This is a genomic window from Intrasporangium sp., from assembly GCF_035280925.1.
Lineage (GTDB): Bacteria > Actinomycetota > Actinomycetes > Actinomycetales > Dermatophilaceae > Intrasporangium.
This window is the reverse complement of the sequence record NZ_DATEEY010000102.1, coordinates 67436-91290: the sequence shown is the minus strand read 5'-3', so window position 1 is coordinate 91290 and position 23855 is coordinate 67436. Positions and strand designations below refer to the sequence as shown.

Here is a 23855-nt window from a genome sequence, read left to right as displayed (position 1 = left end):
TGACATCTCCACAGAGTTACGGCTGCCATGGCGAAGGGGAAACGCCCGGCCCCATTCCGAACCCGGAAGCTAAGCCCTTCAGCGCCGATGGTACTGCACTGGTGACGGTGTGGGAGAGTAGGACGCAGCCGGACAAACTTTTCACAAGGCGCCCTGGACGAGACTTCATTGCTTTCGTCCAGGGCGCCTTTCTTTTGTTTTCTGGACCCTGCTCGTGTGGCGCGAGTGCGGTCCGAGGGAGAAGGATGACGTCATGAGCGACGACCGGGACAGGAACGACGACCGGCGAAGCGACGGTGCGAGGCGGGATGCGCCCCGCCCGCGTCGGGACGACGGCCGTCCCGACCGTGCCGGCAAACGTCCCCATGGCACTGGACAGCGATCCTCCGGTGCTGACCGGCGTGACGACCGGCGGGACGACCGGGGGGGCGAGCGTCGGCGCGACGGGGGGCCCAAAGCGCGGAGAGAGTTCCGTCAGGTCGATGACCGGCGCGATGACCGCCGCGATGGCAAGCGCGAAGACCGCCGCGATGGCAAGCGCGATGACCGGCGCGATGGCAAGCGCGATGACCGGCGCGATGACCGGCGGGATGGGTCGCGAGGCGCGCAACGCGGCACCCGAACCACTGGTCGGGCCTCCGGTTCGGGAGCCCGTGCACCGCGGGGTGGGCGCCGCGAAGAGGGCCGCGACCCCGGCCCGCCCCGGGGTCGAGGGCGCGAGCCGGAGGAGCGGCGTGGCGGCCCGAGGCTGACGCCGAAGTCTCCGCGCAGGCCGGATCCGGCGATCCGGGAGGGCGTCACGGGGCACGAGGTCGATCGTGGCGTGAAGAACCAGCTTCGGACGCTCTCCAAGGAGAACGCGGAGGGCGTGGCGCAGCACCTCGTCATGGTGGCGGAGCTGCTCGACGCCGACCCGGAGGCGGCCCTGGCCCATGCCGAGACGGCAGCGCGCCGGGCCGGCCGGGTCCCGGCCGCGAGGGAGGCCCTGGGGCTGGTGGCCTACCGCATGGGTGACTGGGCCCGGGCGCTGAGCGAGTTCCGGACGGTGCGTCGCCTGTCCGGCTCGCACCACCTGCTGCCGCTCATGGTGGACTGTGAGCGTGCGCTAGGCCGGCACGCCAAGGCTCTCGAGCTGGCACAGAGCGAGGAGGCCGCGAACCTCGCCATCGACGATCGCGTCGAACTGGCCATCGTCGTCTCGGGGATCCGGCGGGACCTGGGTCAGACGGATGCGGCAGCCGCAGGACTCTCGGACCTGGTTCGGCGCCTGAGCCCGAATCGTCCGTCGGCTGCGCGCCTCTACTACGCCTACGCGGACGCAAAGCTTGCCGCGGGTGAGCCGGCTGAGGCGCGGGAGTGGTTCGCCCGAGCGGTTGACGCCGACCATGAGCTGACGACCGATGCCGCCGAGCGGCTCGATGAGCTCGATGGCGCCGAGGTCATGGACCTGACGCCCGAGGAGGACGAGATCGACCCTGAGTCCGCCGAGGGCTGAGGGCCGGGACACCGCATGGACGACCGCGCACGCGCCTCGGAGCGCGAGGCAATGTCCAGGGTGCCCTTCGCGCGGGCATCGGCCGGACCGATACGCGACGCCTACGACGGGATCGTCTGTGACCTCGACGGCGTCGTGTACCGAGGAACCGGGGCAGTGCCAGGAGCCCCAGCCGCATTGCGGCGCTTGGCTGCCCACGGGGTGCGGATCGTCTACGCCACGAACAACGCCTCTCGTCTGCCCGGCGAGGTCGCTGAGCATCTCGGCACACTCGGCCTGCCGGCCACCGCGGGCGACGTCGTGACGAGCGCGCAGGCCGGGGCCGCCGAGCTGACGACGATGCTCGCTCCTGGCTCGCGCATCCTCGCGCTCGGCGGACCGGGAGTCGCTGCGGCCCTCGCCGATGCCGGGTTGGACGCCGTGCTGCCCGGGTCCCCGGACGCTGAGGAGCCGGTGGATGCCGTCCTGCAGGGTCTTGGCCGTGGGCTCACGGTCAGGGACTTCGAGACGGCGGCCAGGCACCTGGCCGGCGGCGTGGTCTGGGTGGCGACCAACGCGGACTCAACGCTGCCCCTCGAGTGGGGGCTGGCGCCCGGCAACGGGGCGTACGTCGCCCTGCTCGCCGCCGCCGTCGGCCGCGAGCCCACGGTGGTGGGCAAGCCTCAAGCGCCCCTCTACCGGGCCGCCGTGCAGCGTCTCGGCACCCGCCCGGAGGCGACCCTGGCCGTGGGCGATCGGCTCGACACCGACATCGCCGGCGCCGCGGCCGCCGGCCTTGACTCTGCGTGGCTGCTCACCGGCGTGCACCGTGCCAGCGAGCTCCTCCGTCACCATGAGGTCGGCGTGCCGACGTGGGTACTCGGCGCCCTGGGTGAGCTCGAGCAGCCGTATGCCGCTGTGTTCCCCGCCGCTGACGGGTGGACGTGTGCCGGCGGCCGGGTCGCGTTGTCGGCGAGTGGCCTGGACGTCGTCGCTGGTGGCGCCCGGCCGGTCGAGCTCGTGCGAGCGGGGCTGACGGCAGTGCTCGATGCCGTCGAGGGCGGGACAGTGGGGTTGCCCGAGCTCGAGCGGTTCGCGGGCGAGCTCGACGAGCTCCTGGACCTGCCGGGGTCGTCGTAACCGCTACGGTGGCTGGTGGACGTCGCAGCAGGGAGGCAGCAGCATGAGCACCGAGTTCGAGAGTCGACAGCCCGGGCAGGCCGCGTCGCTGCTCGCGGACGCCGACGGGACACCGGTGGAGGCGCCGGCGACCGGTGACGGAGCCATCGACACAGTCCTGGCCGATCTGGCTTCGGCCCAGGACGCCTCGCTCGCCGAGCGGATCGACGCGGGTGAGCGGGCGCTCATCGCCCTCCAGTCGCGCCTGAACGACCTCGGTGGCGCGTGACCCGCAGCCGCCTCGACGCTGCTCTGGTGTCGCGCGGCCTGGCCCGGTCGCGAGCCCAGGCCGGGGATCTCATCCGTGACGGCGTCGTTCTCGTCGACGCACACGTCGTGGGCAAGCCCAGCCGCCAGGTGTCGGATGCGGCCGTCATCACGCTGACCCGCAAGGCCGACCGCTGGGTGGGTCGAGCCGCCCTCAAGCTCGTGCGGGCACTCGAGCTCTGGCCGATCGCTGTCGCAGGCCGGCGCTGCCTCGACGTCGGTGCGAGCACCGGGGGCTTCACCCAGGTCCTCCTCGAGCACGGAGCCAGCCAGGTGACTGCACTCGACGTCGGCCACGGTCAGCTGGTCGCCCGGCTGGCGCTCGATCCGCGAGTCATCGACCTGCAGGGCACCAACATCCGAGACGTCGACGCCGGGTCGCTCGGCGGGCCGTTCGACCTCGTCGTGTGCGACCTCAGCTTCATCTCGCTCACGGTCGCGCTCCCAGCGATTCGGCCCCTGGTCTCCGACGACGGGGACGGCGGCGACCTCGTCGTACTGGTCAAACCCCAGTTCGAGGTCGGCCGCGAGCGGTTGGGTCGCAGCGGCGTCGTGACGTCGCGCGACGAACGGCATCGCGTTCTCCGCAGCGTCCATGCGACGGCGACGCGCATGGGCCTCGGCGTGCGTGCGGCGGCCCCCAGCCCGATTCGGGGCGGGGAGGGCAACATCGAGTTCCTCCTGTGGCTCGCCGCACGAGACCGCACGCCTGCGGCCCTGTCCGCGGATGACATGCTGGACTCGATCGGCCGCCAGGAGGAGAACTCGTGAACCGCCGCATCCTGCTCGTGGCGCACCCCCGCCGGCCGGAGGCGCTCACCGTCGCCAAGGGCGTCATCGATCGCCTCACCCACCTCGGGATCGAGGTGTCGCTGCAGGCGGACGAGGCGAAGGTGCTCGACCTCAAGCACAGCAACCGGGTTCACATCGCCACCCAGGAGATGATCGCGGAGGAGACGGTCGCCGACGGATGCGACCTGGTCGTCGTCCTCGGGGGAGACGGGACGATCCTGCGCGGCGCGGAGTTCGCGCGGAGTGCGGACATCCCTCTTCTCGGAGTCAACCTCGGACATGTCGGCTTCCTCGCGGAGGCGGAGCGTGACGACCTCGACGCGACGGTCGAGCACATCGCCAACCGCCAGTACACCGTGGACGAGCGGATGACGCTCCACGTCGACGCGAAGTTCGACGGCGAGGTCGTGGCGAGCAGCTGGGCCCTCAACGAGGTGAGCGTCGAGAAGGCCGCCAGGGAGCGCATGATCGAGCTGACCATCGAGGTGGACGGCCGGCCCCTGTCGAGCTGGGGCGGTGACGGCCTCATCGTCTCGACGCCCACGGGATCCACCGCCTATGCCTTCTCCGCGGGCGGTCCGGTCGTCTGGCCGCAGGTGGAGGCGATCCTGCTGGTCCCCAACTCCGCCCATGCGCTCTTCGGCCGCCCGCTCGTCCTCGGACCGGACTCACACGTGGCGGTCGAGCTGCGGACCGGGGCCGAGGTCATCGGCATCATGTGGTGTGACGGACGTCGTCACATCGACTTGCCCCCTGGTGCGCGGATCGAGGTGCGCCGCGGGGTTCGTCCGGTGCGCCTGGCGCGCCTGACAACCGCGCCGTTCACCGACCGGCTCGTGGCGAAGTTCCATCTCCCGGTGCGGGGTTGGCGCGGCGACGGTAGTCGGGTCAGGTCCGCCGCCGGCACCTCGCCTCGGTCGGACGTCTGGATCCGCAGCCAACCGGGGGGGACGATCCCCACGCCGGGCCCGGCCTCTCAGCGCCCAGCACCATCGGACGAGCTGGAGGAGACACGCGCGGACGACGTGGATGGCAAGCAGGGCGGGGAGGGTGCTCGGCCCTAAGGTGGTCCCGTGTTCAGCCAGATGAGGATTCGTGGCGTCGGCGTCATCCACGACGCCGTCCTCGACCTGAGCCCTGGTCTCAACGTGCTGACCGGTGAGACGGGTGCCGGCAAGACGATGGTCGTCTCCGGCCTCGGCCTGCTGCTCGGTGAGCGGGCCGACTCCGGGCTGGTCCGGACCGGCGCGGGCCAGGCCCTCGTCGAGGGCGTCATCCTCCTGCCGATCGGGCATCCCGCGCTCGAGCGCGCGGACGAGGCCGGCGCGGAACACGAGGACGGCGAGCTCGTCATCGCTCGGACCATCACCTCGTCCGGGCGGTCGCGGGCCCACGTCGGTGGTCGCACGGTGCCGGTCGGGGTGCTGGCAGAGCTGGGGCGCCACCTGGTCGCAGTCCACGGCCAGGCGGACCAGTGGCGGCTCAAGCAGGGTGAGGCCCACCGTGAGGTGCTCGACGACTTCGCAGGCCCCGAGGTGGGCGCGCTGCGAGACCGGGTCGCGCGCCTCCATGACGAATGGCGTGCCGCTCGGGCCGAGCACGAACGCCTCGCAGGGGAGTCGCGTGAGCGGGCTCGGACCATCGACTCGCTGACCGCGTCACTCGAGGAGATCGAGGCCGTCGACCCGCAGCCCGGCGAGGACGCCGCGCTCCGCGCGGAGGACGAGCGCCTCGCGCATGCGGACAGCCTCAGACTGGCGGCCGGCCGGGCGCTTGCTGACCTCAGTGGTGATGAGTATGCCGCTGAGCCGGCTCCGAACGTCCGTGACCTCATCGGGTCGGCCAGGTCCGCCCTGTCGCACGGGGCCGTTCACGACGAGCGGCTCGGCGCCCTGGACTCCCGACTCGACGAGGTCGCCACCCTCGTGACCGAGCTGGCGTCCGACCTGACCGGCTACCTCGAGGACGTGGAGCTCGACCCGCAGCGGCTCGAGTATGTCCAGGAGCGGCGCGCGGCCCTGGCTGCGCTCACCCGCAAGTACGGCGAGACCGTCGACGAGGTGCTCGTCTGGTCGCAGGACGCGGCGGCGCGACTCGATGCACTCCTCACTGCGGACGATCGGGTCGAGACCCTCCACACCAGGCTCCGCGAGCTCACCACCGACCTCGTCGCAGCCGCGTCGGAGCTCACCGCCGCACGCATGGCCGCGGCCACGGACTTCGCGGCCCGGGTCTCGCAGGAGCTGTCGCATCTCGCCATGGGAAAGGCGGTCGTCGAGGTCCGGATCGAGCAGCGCACTGCCGAGGACGGGCTGCCGCTCCCATCCGGTGAACGGGTCCGGGTGGGGAGACACGGCGCCGACGACGTCGAGATCCTCCTGGCCGCCAACCCCGGCGCTGCACCCCGGAGCGTGGCCAAGGGCGCCTCAGGGGGTGAGCTGTCGCGAGTCATGCTCGCACTCGAGGTGGTGACCTCGAGCAACGGCACCGGTCGCCCGACCGGCCCCGGCGGCACGCCGCCGACCTTCGTGTTCGACGAGGTGGACGCCGGGGTCGGGGGGCGCGCCGCCATCGACGTCGGTGCCCGGCTGGCCGCCCTCGCGGAGCGGGCGCAGGTCATCGTCGTGACGCACCTGGCCCAGGTGGCGGCGTTCGCGGACCGGCACCTGGTCGTCCACAAGTCCGATGACGGAGCGATCACCTCGAGCAGTGTGACCGTGGTCGAGGGTGCCGACCGGCTCCGCGAGCTGTCCCGGATGATGGGCGGGGACGCGGACTCGGAGGCCGGTCTGGCGCACGCGCGAGAGCTGCTCGAGCAGGCGGACGCGTTGCGGGACTCCCGCGTCGGGGCGGCCTGAACGACTCCGTTTCGTTGTCTCCGGCGAGCGTTCGCGGGTCGGTGGCCCCCAGACTGACGTGGCACGATGGGTGCAACCATGGCCATGTCTCTCCGCCGCCGCGCGCACGCCCCAACCTCGGGTCCAGGGGTGATGGGTCCTGCCCGTGTGGATGGCCGGACCAAGAACCTCACGAAGCGGCTCCGGCCCGGAGACATCGCCGTCATCGACCACGAGGACCTCGACAAGGTGAGCGCTGACGCACTCGTGGCTGCCAGGCCCGCCGCGGTGGTCAACGCCTCGGCGTCGATCTCCGGTCGCTATCCCAACGTCGGGCCCCAGATCCTCAGCGAGGCAGGCGTGCCGCTGCTCGACGCCGCTGGCCCCGCGGTGATGGAGCTCCATGACGGTGACCCGTTGCGGCTGGACGGGGACGGGGTCTGGCGCGGCGACACGCGGATCTCGTCTGGTCACCTGCTCGACGCCGAGGCGATCCAGGTGCAGATGCACGAGGCCCGGGCGGGCCTCGCCGTCCAGATCGAGGCCTTCGCGACGAACACCATGGAGTTCATCCGCAAGGAGCGGGAGCTGCTCCTGGACGGGATCGGGATCCCGCCCATCCGGACCAGGATCGAGGGCCGGCACACGCTCGTGGTCGTGCGGGGCTACCACTACCGCGAGGACCTCCAGACGCTGCGTCCCTACATCCGGGAGTACCGGCCGCTTCTCATCGGCGTCGACGGCGGCGCGGACGCCATCCTCGAGGCCGGCTACCAACCCGACCTCATCGTCGGCGACATGGACTCCGTCTCGGACCGCGCCCTGCGCTCGGGAGCCGAGATCGTCGTCCACGCGTACCGCGACGGCCGGGCGCCCGGACTGGCCCGCGTCGAGGCGCTCGGCATCGAGCCCGTCGTCTTCCCCGCAGCCGGCACGAGCGAGGACGTCGCCCTGCTGCTTGCTGATGACGCGGGCGCCGAGCTCATCGTGGCGGTGGGGACACACGTGACGTTGGTCGAGTTCCTCGACAAGGGCAGGGACGGCCAGGCCTCGACGTTCCTGACCCGGCTGCGGGTGGGAGGCAAGCTCGTCGACGCCAAGGGCGTGAGCCGCCTCTACCAGGCGCGGATCCCGGCGCGCATGCTCGTCGTGATGCTCCTCGTCGGCATGCTGGCGCTCTTCGCCGCCATCTCGGCAACGCCCGCCGGTCAGGCCTGGCTGCAGGTCATCGCCGCCCGGTGGGACGACGTCTGGACCTGGACCGTGGGGATCTTCACGTGATCGACTTCCGGTACCACCTGGTCTCCATCATCTCGATCTTCCTGGCCCTCGCCGTCGGCATCGTCCTCGGCGCCGGCCCGCTCCAGGGCAATCTCGGGTCGCAGCTGACGGACCAGGTGTCCGCGTTGCGGGTCGAGAAGCAGGATCTCAACGACCGGCTGGCCGTGAACGAGAAGCGGGTCGCGGCCGGCGAGGAGTACGCCTCGGCCGTCTCCGACCGAGTGATCGACGCAGCCCTCCCGGGGCACAAGGTCGCCGTCATCGTCCTGCCCTCGGCCGACGGCGGCCTGGTTGACCTCGTCGAGGAAGCGGTGACGAGCAGCGGGGCGACCCTGGGCGCAACGCTCACCATCAGCGGCGACTGGTTCGAGCCGGCGGGCGAGCCGGAGCGGACGGAAGCGGCGAGGGCGGCCGCCTCGACCCTTGGCATCTCCTCGACGTTCACGGGGGACGCGCTGCTCGCCGAGGTGCTCGCTCGCCTCGCAGTGAGCAACGACGTGGTGTCCGCATCGGAGTCGCGCACCGCAGCGCTGGAGACCCTGACCGGTGCCGGACTGGTGGACTCCTCGACCGACGCGCCCGAGCCGGCCGACCTCGCGGTGATCGTCTCCGGGAACTTCGCCGGCAACGATGCAGAGGTCCAGCGTCGGTCAGAGACGATCCGGACCCTCGCTCGCCTCGTCGCGGAGAACTCCGCGGGCGCTGTCGTCGCGGGACCGCAGCCGGTGGTCTCCGCGGGGCAGCCGGTCTCCTCCGACGCCGTCGCGGCCGTCCGCGAAGTCGATGCCATCGCCCGACTCATCTCGACCGTCGACCATGCGAGCGACCCACGGGGACCGGCCATCGTCGTGCTCGCGCTCGAGGCGGAGCTGGCCGGTGAGATCGGGCACTACGGGACGGCGGATGGAGCCACGGCGGTGGTCCCCCGGGTGGCTCCGTGAGGTCACGGGTCCGCGCGGGGCTCCGGGCTGCGGCTGCCGCAGGTGGCTCCGCCGCCGGGGCGGCGGCGACGCGTCGTCTCGCGGCCAGCCTCCCCCATCGGGCCAGGCAGCCGTGGGAACGGACCAACTACGCCGGGCGTCCGCTGACCCTGCTCGAGGGCCCCGCCTGGCTGGGCGGCGCCGCGACCGGGATCGGGATCGCGGCCCTGCTCGAGGCGCTCGACCGCGACGACTCGTCACCACCAGCCATCCGGTCCTCTCCAGCCGCGGCTCTCGTCGTCACCGTTGCCAGCGGTGCCCTCGGAGCACTCGACGACCTGTCCGGCTCCGCCTCGCGCAAGGGACTCAAGGGCCACCTCGGAGCACTGCGCCGGGGAGAGCTGACGACCGGGGCGGTCAAGATCGCCGGCCTGGCGGTCACCGGGCTCGCTGGCGCGCTGCTCTCCGACCGCGTGGGCGAGCGGACTCGGGTGACCGGAGGGAGGGGCGAAGGGCAGACGGGACAGACCGTCGTCAGGACTCTCGTGGGGGGAGCGGTGGTGGCTGCGGCCGCCAACGTCGTCAACCTCTTCGACCTGCGGCCCGGGCGGGCGCTGAAGGTCGTCATCGCGGGCACCGCCCCCCTCGCCATCGCCGGATCCAGCTCCGCCGGATCGGGCCTGGGCGCCGCCGCCGGCGTCGTCCGTGATGACCTGGCCGGCGTCTCGATGCTCGGTGACACCGGCGCCAACGCCGCTGGCGCGCTCGCCGGACTCGCCCTCATCGAACGCTGCGGGTTGAGAGGCAGGCTCGTCGCCCTCGGCCTGTTCACGGCACTGACCCTCGCCTCCGAGCGGGTCAGCTTCAGCGCCGTCATCGAGGCCAACGACGTCCTGCGTCGCCTGGACGACTGGGGCCGGGCTCGTCGATGACCCCGCCGACCCCGCCGACCCCGCCGAACCCGCCGAACCCGCCGAACCCGCCGAACCCGCCGAACCCGCCGACCCCGACTCCGTCGTCACGACCGGACCCTCGCCCCGACGTACCGCAGCACCGCGACCCGGACGCCGGAACCCAAGGATCGGTGCCCACAGTCACGCGGACCGTGGTCGCGGCCGCTGGCTCGATCGCGATGATCACGCTGCTGGCTCGTGTCGTCGGCTTCGGTCGCTGGTTGAGCTTCTCGCACTCCGTGGGTGCGACGCCCGTCGGGACCGTCTACCAGTCCGTCAACGCCGTTCCCAACGTCATCTTCGAGATCGCCGCAGGTGGCGTCCTGGCGGCGGTGGCAATACCGCTCGTCGCGGGGGCACTCGCGCGTGCGGACGGCCGGTCCGCCGACGAGACGGCGTCGGCGCTGCTGACCTGGGCGCTGGTCGTGCTGCTGCCGCTCGGTGCCATCGTGCTGCTCGCCGCCCGCCCGATCGCCTCCGCCCTGCTCGGCACCGGCCCCGCGGCGGTCGGGCTCGGCGCCGAGTTCCTCGCCATCTTCGCCATTCAGCTGCCCCTCTACGGTGTCGCCATCGTGCTCGCGGGCATCCTGCAGGCGCACCGACGGTTCGTGGCCGCGGCGCTCGCGCCACTGCTGTCCAGCCTCGTCGTCATCGCCACCTACCTCACCTACGGGTCGCTCGTGCCGGACCCGTCGGCCGCGATCGCCGAGATCCCACGCGAGGCCGTCCTCGTCCTCGGGGTGGGCACGACTCTGGGGGTGGCCGCGATGGCGCTGCCCCTGGCCGTCCCCATCCGTCAGGCCCGGGTCCGACTCCGCCCGCGGCTGCGCTTCCCGACTGGAGTCGGCAGCCGGGTCCGGTCGCTCGCACTCGCCGGCCTGCTCGCCGTCGCCGGTCAACAGCTGGCCATCCTCGTCGTCATCCGGCTCGCCAATGACCGAGGTGGCGTCGGCACGCTGAACGTCTTCACCTACGCCCAGGCGGTGGCCCTGCTTCCCTACGCCGTGCTCGCGGTCCCTCTGGCCACGGCTGCCTTCCCGAGCCTGGCCGGCGCTGCGGCCCTGGAGGGCAGGGACGGCTCGGCCGCCGCGATGCGGGGCGCGGGCTCGCCAGCGGCCACGACGCTTCGGCACAGCTGGTTCGGGACGCTCGTCGTGGGTGCCTTCGGGGCGGCGATGCTCGTCGCCGTCGCAGGTCCCGTCGGCACCTTCTTCCGCCTGCTCGACGCGGGCGATGCGGCGGACGCGTCCGGCCCGACGCTGGGTGCGATGTCCGAGTCCCTGGCTGCGTTCGCCCCCACGGTGCCGGCGCTGGCGGTCATCGGCCTGCTCAGTCGGGCCTGCTACGTCCGCGGCCGGGCGGTGCTCGCGGGTGCCGTCGTGGGGCTGGCCTGGCTGGCCACGACGCTCACCCCGTTCCTGGTCCTCGACCCGGACCGCGCTGACGGGCCGGCGACCCTGCGGATCCTGGCGCTGGGCTCGAGCGTTGGTCTGGTGAGCGGAGCCGTCGTCCTGACCGTCCTCGTGGCACGGGTATGGGGCGGCTCGGCCCTCTCGGTGCCGGGTCGCTCGATCGTCGCCGCCATGACGGGTGCCGTGGCAGCCGCCGTGGTCGGCTGGGTGGCCGGCACGCGGATCGTGGCGACGGACCTCCTCGGTGCGGTCGGCCTCGCTGCAGCGATCGGCGTCGGCTCGGCGGCCGTCATGGCGGGCGTCGCCCTCACCGTCGAGCCCAGCCTGGCGCGTCGCCTGCGACAGCTGCGCCGACCGGTGCCGCGGTCGGCGGACACCACGGGGCGGCCATGAGGGTGCTGATGGTCCTCGGCGACTCCACGGGCGGGATCGGAGCCCATGTCGACCGCCTGACGCGCGACCTCAGGGCGGCGGGGAGCGAGGTCGTCCTCGCCACGTCAGCGTCGACGGCTGCCTCCTTCGGCTGGCCCGACGCCCACCTGCTGTGGCCCGTGCACCGCGGACTCTCCGCGCCGCGAGGCCTCGTCGACTGGCACCTGCTCAAGAACCTCGCGGGGACCGTCGACGTCGTCCACGCCCACGGACACCAGGCCGCCGTCGTGGCCGCCGTGGCCGTCGCCCGCGCCAGGCCGCGGCCCGGCTTCGTGGTGTCCCTGCACAACATGCTGCCCGACGACGTGGCGCACGAGCCGGACGGCACCCTCGGCCGTATGCCGCTGGGCTCGCTCAGAGCCCACACCGTGGTCTCGGGGGCGGTGCGGAAGGTGTTGAGCTGGGCCATGCGGCGCGCGGCACTCGTCACCGGCGCGAGCGAGGACCTCGTCGAGCTGGCACGTGGCCTCGGCGCGCGGCAGGCCGAGCTCGCGACCGTCGCGTCGCCCGCCGTCCCGCGCCTGCTCCGGGCCCCGGTGAGCACGCCTGCGCAGCGTCGGACGGCGAGACTGGCTCTCGCCGACGCGGCGGAGGTCGGAGGAACAGACCGGGAGGCTCCGCTCGTGCTGACCGTGGCCCGGATCGCCCCGCAGAAGGACCTGCCGACGCTCGTCGCTGCTGCCGGGAAGGTGCGTGGCCCGATCCGCTGGGTCGTCGTGGGTGGCGGGGACGAGCGGCTGCGAGCGTCCCTCGAGAGCGAGCTCAGCGGCATACCACTAGATTTTGTCGGTGCCCAGCCCGACGTGGAGGCCTGGTTGAAGGCGGCGGACGTCTTCGTCCTGACGAGCCGGTGGGAGGCCCGGGCCCTCGTCGTGCAGGAGGCGATGGCGGCCGGCGTCCCAGTCGTCGCACCGCGGACGGGTGGCCTGCCCGGCCTGATCGGAGAGGCGGGCCTGCTCGTCCCGGTTGGGGATGCACATGCGGTGGCCGACGCCGTCGACCGGCTGCTCGGCGACGCGGACCTGAGAAGGCGCCTGTCCAGCGAGGCTCGGGCTCGCGCGGCGACGTGGGCGTCCCCCGAGGAGGAGGCGCGCCGCTGGGTGGCGCGGTACACGGCCGCGACGTGCCCATGACGTAGACTTAAAGCCCGTGGTGGAAACGACGAAGCACATCTTTGTGACCGGAGGCGTCGCCTCATCGCTCGGGAAGGGCCTGACGGCTTCCAGCCTCGGTCGGCTGCTTCGATCGCGTGGCCTGCGCGTCACGATGCAGAAGCTCGACCCGTACATCAACGTCGATCCGGGAACGATGAACCCGTTCCAGCACGGTGAGGTCTTCGTCACCGACGACGGCGCCGAGACCGACCTCGACATCGGCCACTACGAGCGCTTTCTCGACGTCAACCTCGTCGGCGCCGCCAACGTGACGACCGGGCAGGTCTACAACAACGTCATCGCCAAGGAACGTCGCGGCGAGTACCTCGGCGACACGGTCCAGGTCATTCCACACATCACCAACGAGATCGTCGCCCGGATGCGGGCCCTCGCCACCGGGACGCCGGACGCGCCGGACGTCATCATCACCGAGATCGGCGGCACCGTCGGCGACATCGAGTCCCTGCCGTTCCTCGAGGCGGCCCGTCAGGTGCGCCACCTCATCGGGCGCGAGAACAGCTTCTTCCTGCACGTCTCCCTCGTGCCGTACATCGCGCCGAGCGGGGAGCTCAAGACCAAGCCCACCCAGCACTCCGTGGCGGCGCTGCGCCAGGTCGGCATCCAGCCCGACGGGCTCGTGCTGCGCGCGGACCGGGACATCCCGGAGCCGATCAAGCGCAAGATCTCGCTCATGTGCGACGTCGACGTCGACGCGGTCGCGGCCGCCGTCGACGCGCCGAGCATCTACGACATTCCCAAGGTGCTGCACCGCGAGGGGCTCGACGCCCACGTCATCAGGCGGCTCGGGCTCGGCTTCCGGGACGTCGACTGGACCGAGTGGGACCAGCTCCTCCAGCGGGTGCACGACCCGGAGCACGAGGTCGAGGTCGCCCTCGTGGGCAAGTACATCGACCTGCCGGACGCGTACCTGTCCGTCACCGAGGCGTTGCGAGCCGGCGGGTTCCACCACGACGCCAAGGTCCGCATCCGTTGGGTGGCCTCTGACGAGTGCCAGACGCAGCAGGGCGCCCAGAAGGCCCTGGGCGAGGTCGACGCGGTGCTCGTTCCCGGCGGCTTCGGCGTCCGAGGGATCGAGGGGAAGCTCGGCGCCCTCACGTGGGCTCGCGAGCGCCAGGTCCCGACGCTCGGCATCTGCCTCGGCCTCCAGTGCATGGTCATCGAGTACGCCCGCAGCGTCCTCGGGATCGCGGGCGCGTCGTCGACGGAGTTCGACCCCCAGTCGGAGGCGCCGGTCATCGCGACGATGGAGGAGCAGAAGGCGTTCGTCGAGGGAGCCGGTGACCTGGGTGGCACGATGCGGCTCGGCCTCTACCCCGCGTCGCTCACGGAGGGCTCCCTCGTCCGCGAGGCCTACGGCCAGGCGGAGGTCCGGGAGCGCCACCGGCACCGCTACGAGGTCAACAACGGCTATCGGGATCGGCTCGAGGCGGCCGGACTGGTCATCTCGGGAACCTCGCCCGACGGGCAGCTCGTGGAGTACGTCGAGCTGCCCCGGAAGGTCCACCCCTACTACGTGTCGACACAGGCACACCCGGAGTTCCTCTCGCGTCCGAACCGGGCGCACCCCCTCTTCGCCGGTCTCATCGGAGCCGCGCTCGAGCAGCAGCGCGCGGAGCGGCTCGTCGAGGTCGAGCGGCCACGCCACGTCGATGACAGCGACTCGTCGACCGTCTCCGACCCCACCCTCGTCACCGTCCCGGCTGACGCGGAGTGAGCCTCTCGGCCCCGAGGGGCGGACTCGCCGACGTCGTCGAGGACTGGACCTCGGCACCGGTCCTCGACTCGGAGGTGCCCTTCTCCGGCAGGATCTTCGACGTCCGCCGTGACCGCGTGGACCTCGGCGAGGGCGGGGTCGTCGTCCGGGACTACATCGAGCACCCCGGCGCGGTGGCCGTCGTCGCGCTCCAGCCCTTCGACGGGGTGGACCACGTGCTGCTCATCCGGCAGTACCGCCACGCGGCGCGCGGGCACGTGTGGGAGCTGCCCGCGGGCCTCCTCGACGTCACGGGGGAGCCGCCCTGGCAGGCGGCCGCCCGGGAGCTCGCCGAGGAGGTCGACCTCGTCGCCGGACAGTGGGACGCGCTCATCGACGAGCTCGCCTCGGCCGGGGCCTTCCCCGAGCCGGTCCGGATCTTCCTGGCCCGTGACCTGCGCGACGTGTCCGGCGAGCACCTGCACGAGCGGCGAGCCGAGGAGCTGACGATCCGTCCCCTCTGGGTGCCCCTCGATGACGCGCACGAAGCCGCCCTCGCAGCCCAGATCAGCAACAGCGCAGCCCTCATCGGGGTCCTCGCCGCGCACGCGGCGCGGGCGGCGGGATGGGCGACGCTGCGTGACAAGGACGCCTCGTGGCCGGCATGGGAGGCGCAAAGAGGGGGAGAGTCCACTCCCCACGGCGCATGACCAGGTCAGCCCTGAACATGGCCGGTTCCTGTCCCTGCGGGGGCCCCTCCTTCCGCGAGTGCTGCGAGCCGGTCCTCGACGGCGTCCGGGTGCCGGCGACCGCGGAGGAGCTGATGCGGTCGCGGTACACGGCGTATGCGGTCCACCACGCCGACCACATCTTCCGGACGTGGCATCCGCGAACGCGCCCCGAGCGCCAGCCCGTCGACCCCGAGGTCGACTGGCTCGGCCTGCGGATCCTTCGCGTCGAGGGCGGTGGCCCGGATGACGTCACCGGCGTGGTCGAGTTCATCGCCCGCAGCTCCGGCCCCCTCGGCCCTGGTCAGCTGCACGAGGTGAGCCGGTTCGCCAGGCGAGCCGGGCGGTGGTTCTACGTCGACGGCGATCCGGTCTGAGCCGATGCGGCCGGCCGACGAGCTTGGTCCCTGGATCCCAGAAGTTGTTCTTTCGATTGAGTCAGGGGGCGGTTGGGCTTGGGCCTGCGGCGCAGGACCGCGGTCGCGACACCGGCGAGGAGCACGAGGCCGCCGAACAGCTCGAGCAGCGTCGGACGCTCCCCGAAGGCGAGGGCGGCCGCAGCCATGCCGAAGACCGGCACGAGCATCGCGAAGGGGGTGACGCTCGCCACCGGATGGCGCGAGAGCAGCGTGTTCCAGATCCCGTAGCCGACAAGTGAGGACAGGTACGCGGTGTAGGCCGTCGAGACGGCGGCCTCCCAGCCGAAGGCCGCGAGGCCCGCCGCGATCGCGTCCGGTCCCTCGACCACCCAGGACAGCGCCAGCGCAGGAAGGGGGACGACGAGCCCGGTCCAGACGGTGAGGCCCAGGCCGGACACGCTCCCGACCCGGCGCGTGAGCACGTTGCCGATCGCCCACGAGACGGCCGCGAGGATGACGACCGCAAGCGGCAGGAGCGGCGAGCTCAGACCGCGACCCACGGCGATGACGACCAGTCCGGCTCCGCCGAGTCCGACGCCGAGGAGCTGGCGCTGGGACGGCCGCTCCCGGAGCCACACGGCGGCGATGACCACGGTGAACAGGACCTGGGCCTGGAGCACGAGCGACGAGAGGCCGGGCGGCATGCCGAGGTGGATGCCCACGTAGAGCAACGCGAACTGGCCGAGGCTGACGAAGGCGCCGATGAGCAGCAGGTCACGCCAGGGGAGCGCGGGCCGCCTGACGAAGAACACGGCGGGCAGACAGACGACGACGAAGCGGATCGCGAGGAAGAGCAAGGGCGGCACGTCGTCGAGCCCGACCCGGATGGCCACGAAGTTGCTGCCCCAGATGAGGGCGACGAGGACGGCCAGGGCGGCGTTGCGTGGGCGCATGGCCACGAGTGTGCGCCCGCTGATCGTGAAAGACCATCAAATAGTTCTGGGGTGGATCATGTAGCGTTGCTGCATGATCGACCCCGTTGCACTCCGTTCCCTCGTCGCTGTGGAGCGGCTCGGCTCCGTTGGTGCTGCGGCGACGGCGCTCCAGTACACTCCGAGCGCCGTCTCCCAACAGATCAAGCGACTCGAGTCGCAGACCGGGGTGCAGCTGCTCGAACGCCGCGGACGTGGCGTGCTGCTCACCGAGGCCGGCCGGTCGTTGACCGAGTCGGCGCGTGACCTGCTGGCCGAGATGGAGCGACTCGAGGCTCGGGTGCGCGGCATCGAGGGCCAGCCCGTCGGCTCCGTGCGCCTCGGGGTCTTCGCCACCGCATATCGTGGCATCCTGCCGGGAGCCCTTGAGCGGCTCCGCGCGAGCGCGCCGGGAGTCGTGCTCAAGGCCGACGAGCTCGACCCCTGGGATGCCGTCGATGCCGTCGCTGCCGGCTCGCACGACCTGGCCGTCGTGCACAACTGGGAACCTCTCCCGTTGGCCATCCCGAGCCACCTCGAGATCCGGCACGTCGGACGCGATGTGGCCGACGTCCTCGTGCACCGGACCCACCGGCTCGCGGACCACGGCGAGCTGTCGGTTCAGGACGTGCTCGAGGAGGAGTGGGTCTCGGTCGCGCCCGGCTCGATCTGCCACCAGTGGCTCGTGAAGATGTACGCCGACGTCGGGCGCGCTCCACGTATCGGGCACATCGCCCAGGAGTTCGCAACGCACATCGCGCTCGTGGGCGGGGGTCAGGTGGTCGCCCTCGTGCCGCGCCTCGGTCGGGGTGAGCTGCCGGACGACGTGCGGGCGGTACCGATCACGCAGCCGCTGTCGGCCCGCACCGTGAGCGTCGTGTGGCGCTCCACGATGGGCACGAGCCCGGCGCTCCACGCGGTCGTTGAGGCCCTCTCCGCCGAGTCGGCCCAGCTGCTTTCGTGAGTCTGGCGCACGGGTGCGTCGCCGGGCACCCGGCCTGGTGGCTCGGATTCCCCTCCCGGAGACGGAGCAGGATGCGACCCGGGTGACGAGTTCACCGGCGAGACGACCGGCGCGCATCCGTTTGAGGGGACGCTGACGTGCTCGGCGTGCGTGCCCCGCGTGCGCTTCTGTCGATTCGGGCACCCCGCGTCCGCCGAGGCGACTAGCGTTGGCGCTGCTCAACCCGCGGACAATGATGTGGCAGAGGATCAGGATGATGGCGCAGAGCCCTGATGGCATCGCCGGGAGCAGGGCCCGGGCGGGGCGCGTCGCCGCGCTGATGGTGGGCGTCCTCATCGCCGCCGCAGCCCTCGCGGCCACGGTCCGTCCCGAGCCCGCAGTCGCGGTCCAGCGCCTGCCATCCGGCTTCGTGCTGCAGGACATCGCGACGGGCATGACGGCACCGTCGGCGTCCGGTCCCGGTGACCTGCTGACCGACTTCGCCTTTCTGCCGGACGAGAGCTTCGTCGCCGTGGGCAAGTACGGGCGCGTCCAGTGGGTGCCCAGGACCGGAACACCGAGGCGCCTTGCGTCGCTCACCGTGAACGCCGCGGGCGACCTCGGTCTGGTGAGCGTCGCAGCCGCCCCCGACTACGAGACGAGCCGGGCTATCTACACGGCACGGACCGTGCCGAGCACCGGGCCGGGATCGGGCGCCAACGGAATCCTGCGCCTCAGCAGATGGACCGTGGTCGTCGACCAGGACGGCCTCCCGACCGGGCTCTCCGACGAGCGGGCCGTGTTCGAGACGTCCTCGGACGGGCGCTGGCACTCCTTCGGCTCCATCGTGGTCGAACCGGACGGAACCCTGTGGACCACGGTCGGTGACGGGGTCGTCGAACCGTTGAACAAGGTGGCCCTCCGCTCCCTCGACGTCAACGACGTGCACGGCAAGGTGCTCCACCTCAGGCCCGACGGCTCGGGCGTCCCGACCAACCCGTTCTTCGACCAGGGCGACCCGCGGGCCCCCCGCAGCCTCGTCTTTGCCAGCGGCCTGCGCAGCCCCTTCCGGTTCAGTCTCGACCCGGTGACCGGCCTGCCGATCCTGGGCGACGTCGGCCAGAGCACGACCGAGGAGGTCAACCTGATTCGGCCGGGGTACTCCTACGGCTGGCCGTGCTGGGAAGGCTCCGCACCGACGAAGGGCTACTCGGAGCTCGCCGAGTGCCAAGGCGTGACGACGACGAAGCCGGTTTGGGAGTACCCGCACGCCGGCAGTGGGTCCGCCGTCACGGGGGGAGTCGTCTACACCGGAACCTCCTACCCGGCTGCCTACCGAGGGCGCTACTTCTTCGCGGACTACGTCGACGGGATGCTGTGGACCATGGCGTTCTCGCCCGCTGGTGTCCTGACGACGACCCCAGAACAGGGCGGCTTCGGATCGGAGATCGGGTCCCCCGTCCGCTTCGACACGGTCCGCGGCGGCGACATCGTCTTCGCCGACATCGGAGCGGCCCGACTGCGGCGCCTCGTGTACGCGCCGGGAAACGCCGCCCCGACCGCCGCGTACACGAGCGTCACCGACACACCGGGCACGATGACCTTCGACGGCACGTCCTCGACCGACCCGAACGGCGACACGTTGACCTACCGGTGGGACTTCGGCGACGGCGCCACGGCGAGCGGCCCGACGACGACGCACCGTTTCCCCGCCGATCCCGACCACCACGACGTCACCCTGACGGTGACCGACCCGCTGGGCGCCACGTCGAGCACGACGCAGACCGTGTACCCGACGAACCTGGCGCCGAACCTCGACGTCACCTGGCCGGACCCGTCGGTGACCTACGCGGTCGGGGAGACGGTGCATGCAGAGGCAACGGCATCCGACCCCGAGGACGGTGCGCTGACCGTGTCCTGGTCGTCGCGCCTCGAGCACTGCTACGCGGTGACCGACTGCCACCAGCACCATGGGACCACCGGACAGGGCGCCCTGTTCGACCTTCCCATGGAGGGCCACGAGGGCGACACCCAGCTCTGGGTCGCCGCCGCAGCCACCGACAGCAAGGGAGCGACGACCCGGTCCGAGTTCGCGGTCCGGCCGCGGCAGCGCCGTGTGACCATCACCAGCACGTGGCCAGCGGCGTTCACCATGGCCGACGTCAGCGCCGCCTCGGCAGTGTTCACCGAAGGCATGACCATCACGGTCGTCGCCGCGGACAAGGGACATGACGGCCTGTCGGGGTTCACGCGCTGGGGCGATGGCGAGGTCAACCGTGACCGCGAGGTGGTGGTCGGGTCTCGCGACATCACACTCGAGGCGATCTACCAGACGCCCATCGACCGGAGGTACGCCGGCGACGCCGCCTTCAGGACAGCCCTCGGCGACCCGGCCGGAGTGGAGCAAGGCGACCTGTCGACACGGTCTCGTACCTTCTCCAAGGGCTCCGCCCACTGGTCCCCAGCAGCAGGAGTCCACTACGTGGCCGGGGCGATCGCCCAGCGGTTCACCGCTCTCGGCGGCCTGTCCTGGTGCGGAGTTCCCGTCACCGACGACCTGCCCACGACGAACGGCGACGGTCGCTACAACGACTTCGCGAGCTCGTGCTCGATCTACTGGAGCGCGGCTTCCGGAGCCCACGCGGTCAGTGGTGCGGTCCGCAACCGCTGGATCGGTCTGGGCGCCGAGCAGTCCCTGCTCGGGTACCCCACGCGAGACCTGGCCCTCACCGCGTCGCGAACCGGCTACATCGCGGTCTTCCAGAAGGGGGTCATCTACCACTCAGGGACGACCGGGACGCGCTACCTCACCAGCCCGATCCTGCCCAAGTACCGCTCGATCGGGGCAGAGACCTCTCAGCTGCGCTACCCGACCACCGACACCAGGGCCACCGCCAGCGGTGCGGGGCGGTACCAGCACTTCCAGGATGGGTCGATCTTCTGGAGCAGTGACTCAAGCGCGCACGTCGTGACCGGCACCATCCGGTCGCTCTGGGCCAGCCTCGGCTGGGAACGATCCTGGCTCGGGTACCCGACCATCGACGTCACCCTCACGGCGTCCCGGAATGGCTACGTGGCGCGCTTCCAGGGCGGGGCGGTCTATGCGTCCGGCCCGACCGGGGCCCACTACGTGCGCGACGCCATCTTGTCCAGGTACACCGCGATGAAGGCCGAGGCGTCCTACCTGCGCTACCCGACGACGAACACGAACGCCACGGCGAGCGGTGTGGGCCGATACCAGCACTTCCAGGGCGGATCGATGTTCTGGAGCAGCGGCACCGGGGCGCACCCGGTGACGGGCGCCATCCGGACCGCCTGGGCCAAGCTCGGCTGGGAACGCTCCTGGCTCGGCTACCCGAAGAGCGATCCCTACACGGTCACTGTCGGGATTCGCCAGAACTTCCAGCACGGGTACCTCGTCTGGAACCGGTCGACCGGTGCGGTGAGGGCGTACTCGTCCTGACGTCGACACCACACCGTCGTATGCCGCCGGGCCCGCTCCGGCTGCATCCCACCGTCACAGTGTGGCGGGTTCGCACCCCGTAGGATTGGGCGTCGGCGCCCCGCGCCGACCCCGCGCACGACGACGCCGTCCGAGCGCGACCGAGCCCAGCGGCATACGGCCGCATCGTTGGAAACCCCGCACCATCGGAAGGACACCTTCGTGCTCCGCACTCACGAGGCCGGCACCCTGCGTGCCGACCACTCCGGACAGACCGTCACCCTCACCGGCTGGGTGGCGCGACGGCGCGATCACGGTGGCGTCGCCTTCCTCGACCTCCGGGACGCCAGCGGTGTCGCCCAGGTCGTCGCGCGTGACGAGGTGCTCGAGGAGGGTGGTGCCCACGACGTGCGCAACGAGTACTGCGTCAAGGTCACCGGTCAGGTGCGGGTTCGTCCGGAGGGCAACACCAACCCGGACCTGCCGACCGGCGAGATCGAGGTCGTCGTGGACGAGCTCGAGGTGCTCAACCCGAGTGCGCCGCTGCCGTTCCAGATCGACGAGCGCGTCAGCGTCGGCGAGGAGGCTCGGCTCAAGCACCGCTACCTGGACCTGCGCCGACCCGGCGCCAGCTCGGCGGGCGCGGCGATCCGCCTGCGCTCGCAGGTCAACGCCGCCGCCCGAAAGGTCCTCGGCCAGCGGGACTTCGTCGAGATCGAGACGCCCACGCTGACCCGCTCCACGCCGGAGGGGGCCCGTGACTTCCTCGTGCCGGCTCGCCTCTCCCCGGGGTCCTGGTACGCCCTGCCGCAGAGCCCGCAGCTGTTCAAGCAGCTGCTCATGGTGGCCGGCCTGGAGCGCTACTACCAGATCGCCAGGTGCTACCGCGACGAGGACTTCCGCGCGGACCGCCAGCCGGAGTTCACCCAGCTCGACATCGAGATGTCGTTCGTCGAGCAGGAGGACGTCCTCGAGCTCAGCGAGGCGGTCATCGCCGAGATCTGGAGGCTCATCGGGGTGGAGCTGGAGACGCCGTTCGAGCGGATGACCTACGACGAGGCGATGCGCCGCTTCGGCTCCGACAAGCCGGACCTGCGCTTCGGTCTGGAGCTCGTCGAGTGCACGGAGTACTTCCGGGACACGACGTTCCGCGTCTTCATGGCCGACTACGTCGGCGCCGTCGTCATGCCCGGGGGAGCGAGCCAGCCGCGCAAGCAGCTCGACGCCTGGCAGGAGTGGGCCAAGCAGCGTGGCGCTCGTGGCCTGGCGTACGTCCTCGTGGGGGAGGATGGTGAGCTCGGCGGCCCGGTGGCCAAGAACCTCACCGATGCTGAGCGAGCCGGCCTCGCCGGCCACGTCGGCGCCAAGGCGGGCGACTGCATCTTCTTCGCGGCCGGTGCGACCAAGCCGTCCCGCGCGCTGCTCGGCGCGGCGCGCCTCGAGATCGGCAGGAGGTGCGGACTGGTCGACGAGCAGGCCTGGAGCTTCCTCTGGGTCGTCGACGCACCGCTCTTCGAACCTGCTGCGGAGGCGACGGCCTCGGGAGACATCGCGCTCGGCTACAGCGCGTGGACGGCCGTGCACCACGCGTTCACCTCGCCGAAGAAGGAGTTCGAGGACACCTTCGACCAGGACCCCGGGTCGGCGCTCGCCTACGCCTACGACCTCGTCTGCAACGGCAACGAGATCGGCGGTGGCTCCATCCGTATCCACCGCCGCGACGTCCAGGAGCGGGTCTTCGACGTCATGGGGATCGACCACGAGGAGGCGCAGGACAAGTTCGGCTTCCTCCTCGATGCCTTCCAGTACGGCGCCCCGCCGCACGGGGGCATCGCCTTCGGCTGGGACCGGATCGTCTCGCTCCTCGCGCGGACGGAGTCGATTCGCGACGTCATCGCCTTCCCGAAGTCCGGCGGCGGGTTCGACCCGCTCACCGGCGCCCCGGCGCCGATCACGCCGGTCCAGCGCAAGGAAGCGGGGGTCGACGCCACTCCCGAGCCGTCGCCGGCACGGGTGTGACGACCCCACCACAGCAGGAGGTATGCCGCTGAGCTCGCCGAGCGCAGCGGCATACGTCCTCGTGGGGCTGGGGGCGACCCAGCAACACACCGACCAGGTTCGGACGCACCGCGATCCGCGGCCGGTGTGTTGGAACCTACTCGGTGTGTTGCCGAGAGGTGCTGTGGGGAGCGGGTACAGCTAGAGCGCGGCCGGGCTCGCGTCGGCAGCGAGGCGGCGGCTCGACCACACGTGGTCGTCGCCATAGCCGAGCCCGTGGTAGAGCCGCCGCGCCACGTCGTTGTCGGAGTACATCCCCAGTGTGCAGACGCCGTCCGAACGGACCGCCTCGCGGGTCAGTCGCGCCGTGACGGCGAGACCCAGTCCGGTGCCGCGCTGGTCCGCGCGGACGGTGATGCCCTCGAGGATCGGGGTGCCGGCCAGCGTCCGGACCCGGACCCCACACGCGACCAGGGTGCCGTCGGCGTCCCGTACGCCCACCCAACGCTGTCCCGGGGTCTCGAAGGGCCGAGCGTCCGTGCGCGCGTTGGCGACCTCGAGAAGGGCGCGGATCTGCTCCTCGTCGGTCGCGTCGAGCCCGACGACGCGATCCTCGCCGTCCACCCGGGGAGGATCGGTCCGGATGCACATCCATTCCCAGTCGCCGCCGACGTCGGTCAGCGGCACGACGCCGGCGAAGGCCGGGAAGGCGGTCCACTCCACGGTGGCATGGAGCAGACGAGGGTCGTCGAAGACGTTGCGGTCCGCCAGCTCCTCCGCGAGCTCCTCGACGTCGTCCGGCCGCCCCATGACGACGAGCCCGAGGCGGCGAGTGTGGGTCCGGCGGGGGACGATGACGGCGGTTCCGAGCGACCAGCCGGGACCCTCGAGCGGGTCGGGCAGGTCGTAGCGGATGAAGGCGTCACCGCCGGTTGCCGCCAGCAGCTCGGCGTTGGTGGTCAGGCGGATGGCGCGCACCCGTTGGCGCCGGCCGGTCAT

General features: G+C 71.7%; 20 protein-coding genes and 1 rRNA gene. 19 read left to right on the top strand and 2 right to left on the bottom strand.

Annotated elements, in window-relative coordinates; all coding sequences use genetic code 11:
* Positions 1–17 precede the first annotated feature (17 nt).
* From rrf to VJN29_RS10105, 16 genes are all read left to right on the top strand, one after another.
* Positions 18–134 (top strand): 5S ribosomal RNA (rrf, locus tag VJN29_RS10180).
* A 348-nt stretch (positions 135–482) separates the two neighbouring features.
* Positions 483–752, top strand: coding sequence for a hypothetical protein (locus VJN29_RS10175; protein ID WP_324143514.1), 270 nt, complete (start codon positions 483–485; stop codon positions 750–752).
* A gap of 71 nt (positions 753–823) precedes the next feature.
* Positions 824–1495, top strand: a complete 672-nt coding sequence (locus VJN29_RS10170) for a tetratricopeptide repeat protein (protein ID WP_324143513.1) — start codon at positions 824–826, stop codon at positions 1493–1495.
* A gap of 15 nt (positions 1496–1510) precedes the next feature.
* Positions 1511–2614, top strand: coding sequence for an HAD-IIA family hydrolase (locus VJN29_RS10165; RefSeq protein ID WP_324143512.1), 1104 nt, complete (start codon positions 1511–1513; stop codon positions 2612–2614).
* A 43-nt stretch (positions 2615–2657) separates the two neighbouring features.
* A complete protein-coding gene (locus tag VJN29_RS10160; protein WP_324143511.1) occupies positions 2658–2882 on the top strand; it encodes a hypothetical protein in 225 nt (74 codons plus the stop codon).
* Positions 2879–3691 (top strand): TlyA family RNA methyltransferase, encoded by an 813-nt coding sequence (locus VJN29_RS10155; RefSeq protein WP_324143510.1) that lies wholly within the window; start codon positions 2879–2881, stop codon positions 3689–3691. The genes VJN29_RS10160 and VJN29_RS10155 overlap by 4 nt, the downstream gene beginning before the upstream one ends.
* Positions 3688–4776: an NAD kinase gene (locus tag VJN29_RS10150; protein ID WP_324143509.1), complete on the top strand. Its 1089-nt coding sequence runs from the start codon at positions 3688–3690 to the stop codon at positions 4774–4776. The genes VJN29_RS10155 and VJN29_RS10150 overlap by 4 nt, the downstream gene beginning before the upstream one ends.
* Before the next feature lie 9 nt (positions 4777–4785).
* Positions 4786–6570, top strand: coding sequence for a DNA repair protein RecN (gene recN, locus VJN29_RS10145; RefSeq protein WP_324143508.1), 1785 nt, complete (start codon positions 4786–4788; stop codon positions 6568–6570).
* 78 nt (positions 6571–6648) lie between these two features.
* Positions 6649–7830: a putative cytokinetic ring protein SteA gene (steA, locus tag VJN29_RS10140; protein ID WP_324143507.1), complete on the top strand. Its 1182-nt coding sequence runs from the start codon at positions 6649–6651 to the stop codon at positions 7828–7830.
* Entirely contained in the window at positions 7827–8771 is a 945-nt protein-coding gene (locus VJN29_RS10135) for a copper transporter (RefSeq protein WP_324143506.1), read from the top strand. The genes steA and VJN29_RS10135 overlap by 4 nt, the downstream gene beginning before the upstream one ends.
* The gene (locus tag VJN29_RS10130; RefSeq protein WP_324143505.1) at positions 8768–9682 is read left to right on the top strand and encodes a hypothetical protein; all 915 of its coding nucleotides are present in this window, start codon (positions 8768–8770) and stop codon (positions 9680–9682) included. Before VJN29_RS10135 ends, VJN29_RS10130 begins: the two co-directional genes overlap by 4 nt.
* Before the next feature lie 152 nt (positions 9683–9834).
* The gene (gene murJ / locus VJN29_RS10125; RefSeq protein ID WP_324143504.1) at positions 9835–11508 is read left to right on the top strand and encodes a murein biosynthesis integral membrane protein MurJ; all 1674 of its coding nucleotides are present in this window, start codon (positions 9835–9837) and stop codon (positions 11506–11508) included.
* Positions 11505–12680: a glycosyltransferase family 4 protein gene (locus tag VJN29_RS10120; RefSeq protein ID WP_324143503.1), complete on the top strand. Its 1176-nt coding sequence runs from the start codon at positions 11505–11507 to the stop codon at positions 12678–12680. The genes murJ and VJN29_RS10120 overlap by 4 nt, the downstream gene beginning before the upstream one ends.
* A 16-nt stretch (positions 12681–12696) precedes the next feature.
* Positions 12697–14436, top strand: a complete 1740-nt coding sequence (locus tag VJN29_RS10115) for a CTP synthase (protein ID WP_324143502.1) — start codon at positions 12697–12699, stop codon at positions 14434–14436.
* Entirely contained in the window at positions 14433–15125 is a 693-nt protein-coding gene (locus VJN29_RS10110) for an NUDIX hydrolase (protein WP_324143501.1), read from the top strand. Before VJN29_RS10115 ends, VJN29_RS10110 begins: the two co-directional genes overlap by 4 nt.
* A complete protein-coding gene (locus VJN29_RS10105) occupies positions 15122–15520 on the top strand; it encodes a YchJ family protein (protein WP_324143500.1) in 399 nt (132 codons plus the stop codon). Before VJN29_RS10110 ends, VJN29_RS10105 begins: the two co-directional genes overlap by 4 nt.
* Here VJN29_RS10105 and VJN29_RS10100 read toward each other — a convergent pair.
* Positions 15496–16455: an EamA family transporter gene (locus tag VJN29_RS10100; protein WP_324143499.1), complete on the bottom strand. Its 960-nt coding sequence runs from the start codon at positions 16453–16455 to the stop codon at positions 15496–15498. The two genes, VJN29_RS10105 and VJN29_RS10100, sit on opposite strands and share 25 nt — an antisense overlap.
* Positions 16456–16528: 73 nt before the next feature.
* Between VJN29_RS10100 and VJN29_RS10095 the strand changes: the two genes are divergently transcribed.
* The 3 genes from VJN29_RS10095 to aspS all read left to right on the top strand — a co-directional run bounded on the left by VJN29_RS10095 (position 16529) and on the right by aspS (position 22877).
* On the top strand, positions 16529–17437 hold the full coding sequence (locus tag VJN29_RS10095) for a LysR family transcriptional regulator (RefSeq protein WP_324143498.1): 909 nt from the start codon (positions 16529–16531) through the stop codon (positions 17435–17437).
* Positions 17438–17690: 253 nt separating this feature from the next.
* On the top strand, positions 17691–20879 hold the full coding sequence (locus VJN29_RS10090) for a PQQ-dependent sugar dehydrogenase (protein WP_324143497.1): 3189 nt from the start codon (positions 17691–17693) through the stop codon (positions 20877–20879).
* A gap of 201 nt (positions 20880–21080) precedes the next feature.
* Positions 21081–22877 carry an aspartate--tRNA ligase gene (aspS, locus tag VJN29_RS10085; protein WP_324143496.1) on the top strand — a complete coding sequence of 599 codons (1797 nt, stop codon included), beginning with the start codon at positions 21081–21083 and terminating at the stop codon, positions 22875–22877.
* Between the two features lie 180 nt (positions 22878–23057).
* On the opposite strand, the gene VJN29_RS10080 is transcribed toward aspS, so the two are convergent.
* Positions 23058–23855, bottom strand: a complete 798-nt coding sequence (locus tag VJN29_RS10080) for a GNAT family N-acetyltransferase (protein ID WP_324143495.1) — start codon at positions 23853–23855, stop codon at positions 23058–23060.

Excerpts from the sequence above, each read along its gene's own strand:
- VJN29_RS10175 (WP_324143514.1), top strand. The coding sequence starts at position 483 with ATGACCGGCGCGATGACCGCCGCGATGGCAAGCGCGAAGACCGCCGCG.
- VJN29_RS10165 (WP_324143512.1), top strand. The coding sequence starts at position 1,511 with ATGGACGACCGCGCACGCGCCTCGGAGCGCGAGGCAATGTCCAGGGTG.
- VJN29_RS10160 (WP_324143511.1), top strand. The coding sequence starts at position 2,658 with ATGAGCACCGAGTTCGAGAGTCGACAGCCCGGGCAGGCCGCGTCGCTG.
- steA (WP_324143507.1), top strand. The coding sequence starts at position 6,649 with ATGGCCATGTCTCTCCGCCGCCGCGCGCACGCCCCAACCTCGGGTCCA.
- VJN29_RS10120 (WP_324143503.1), top strand. The coding sequence starts at position 11,505 with ATGAGGGTGCTGATGGTCCTCGGCGACTCCACGGGCGGGATCGGAGCC.
- VJN29_RS10105 (WP_324143500.1), top strand. The coding sequence starts at position 15,122 with ATGACCAGGTCAGCCCTGAACATGGCCGGTTCCTGTCCCTGCGGGGGC.
- VJN29_RS10100 (WP_324143499.1), bottom strand. The coding sequence starts at position 16,455 with ATGCGCCCACGCAACGCCGCCCTGGCCGTCCTCGTCGCCCTCATCTGG.
- VJN29_RS10095 (WP_324143498.1), top strand. The coding sequence starts at position 16,529 with ATGATCGACCCCGTTGCACTCCGTTCCCTCGTCGCTGTGGAGCGGCTC.
- VJN29_RS10090 (WP_324143497.1), top strand. The coding sequence starts at position 17,691 with ATGATGGCGCAGAGCCCTGATGGCATCGCCGGGAGCAGGGCCCGGGCG.
- VJN29_RS10080 (WP_324143495.1), bottom strand. The coding sequence starts at position 23,855 with ATGACCGGCCGGCGCCAACGGGTGCGCGCCATCCGCCTGACCACCAAC.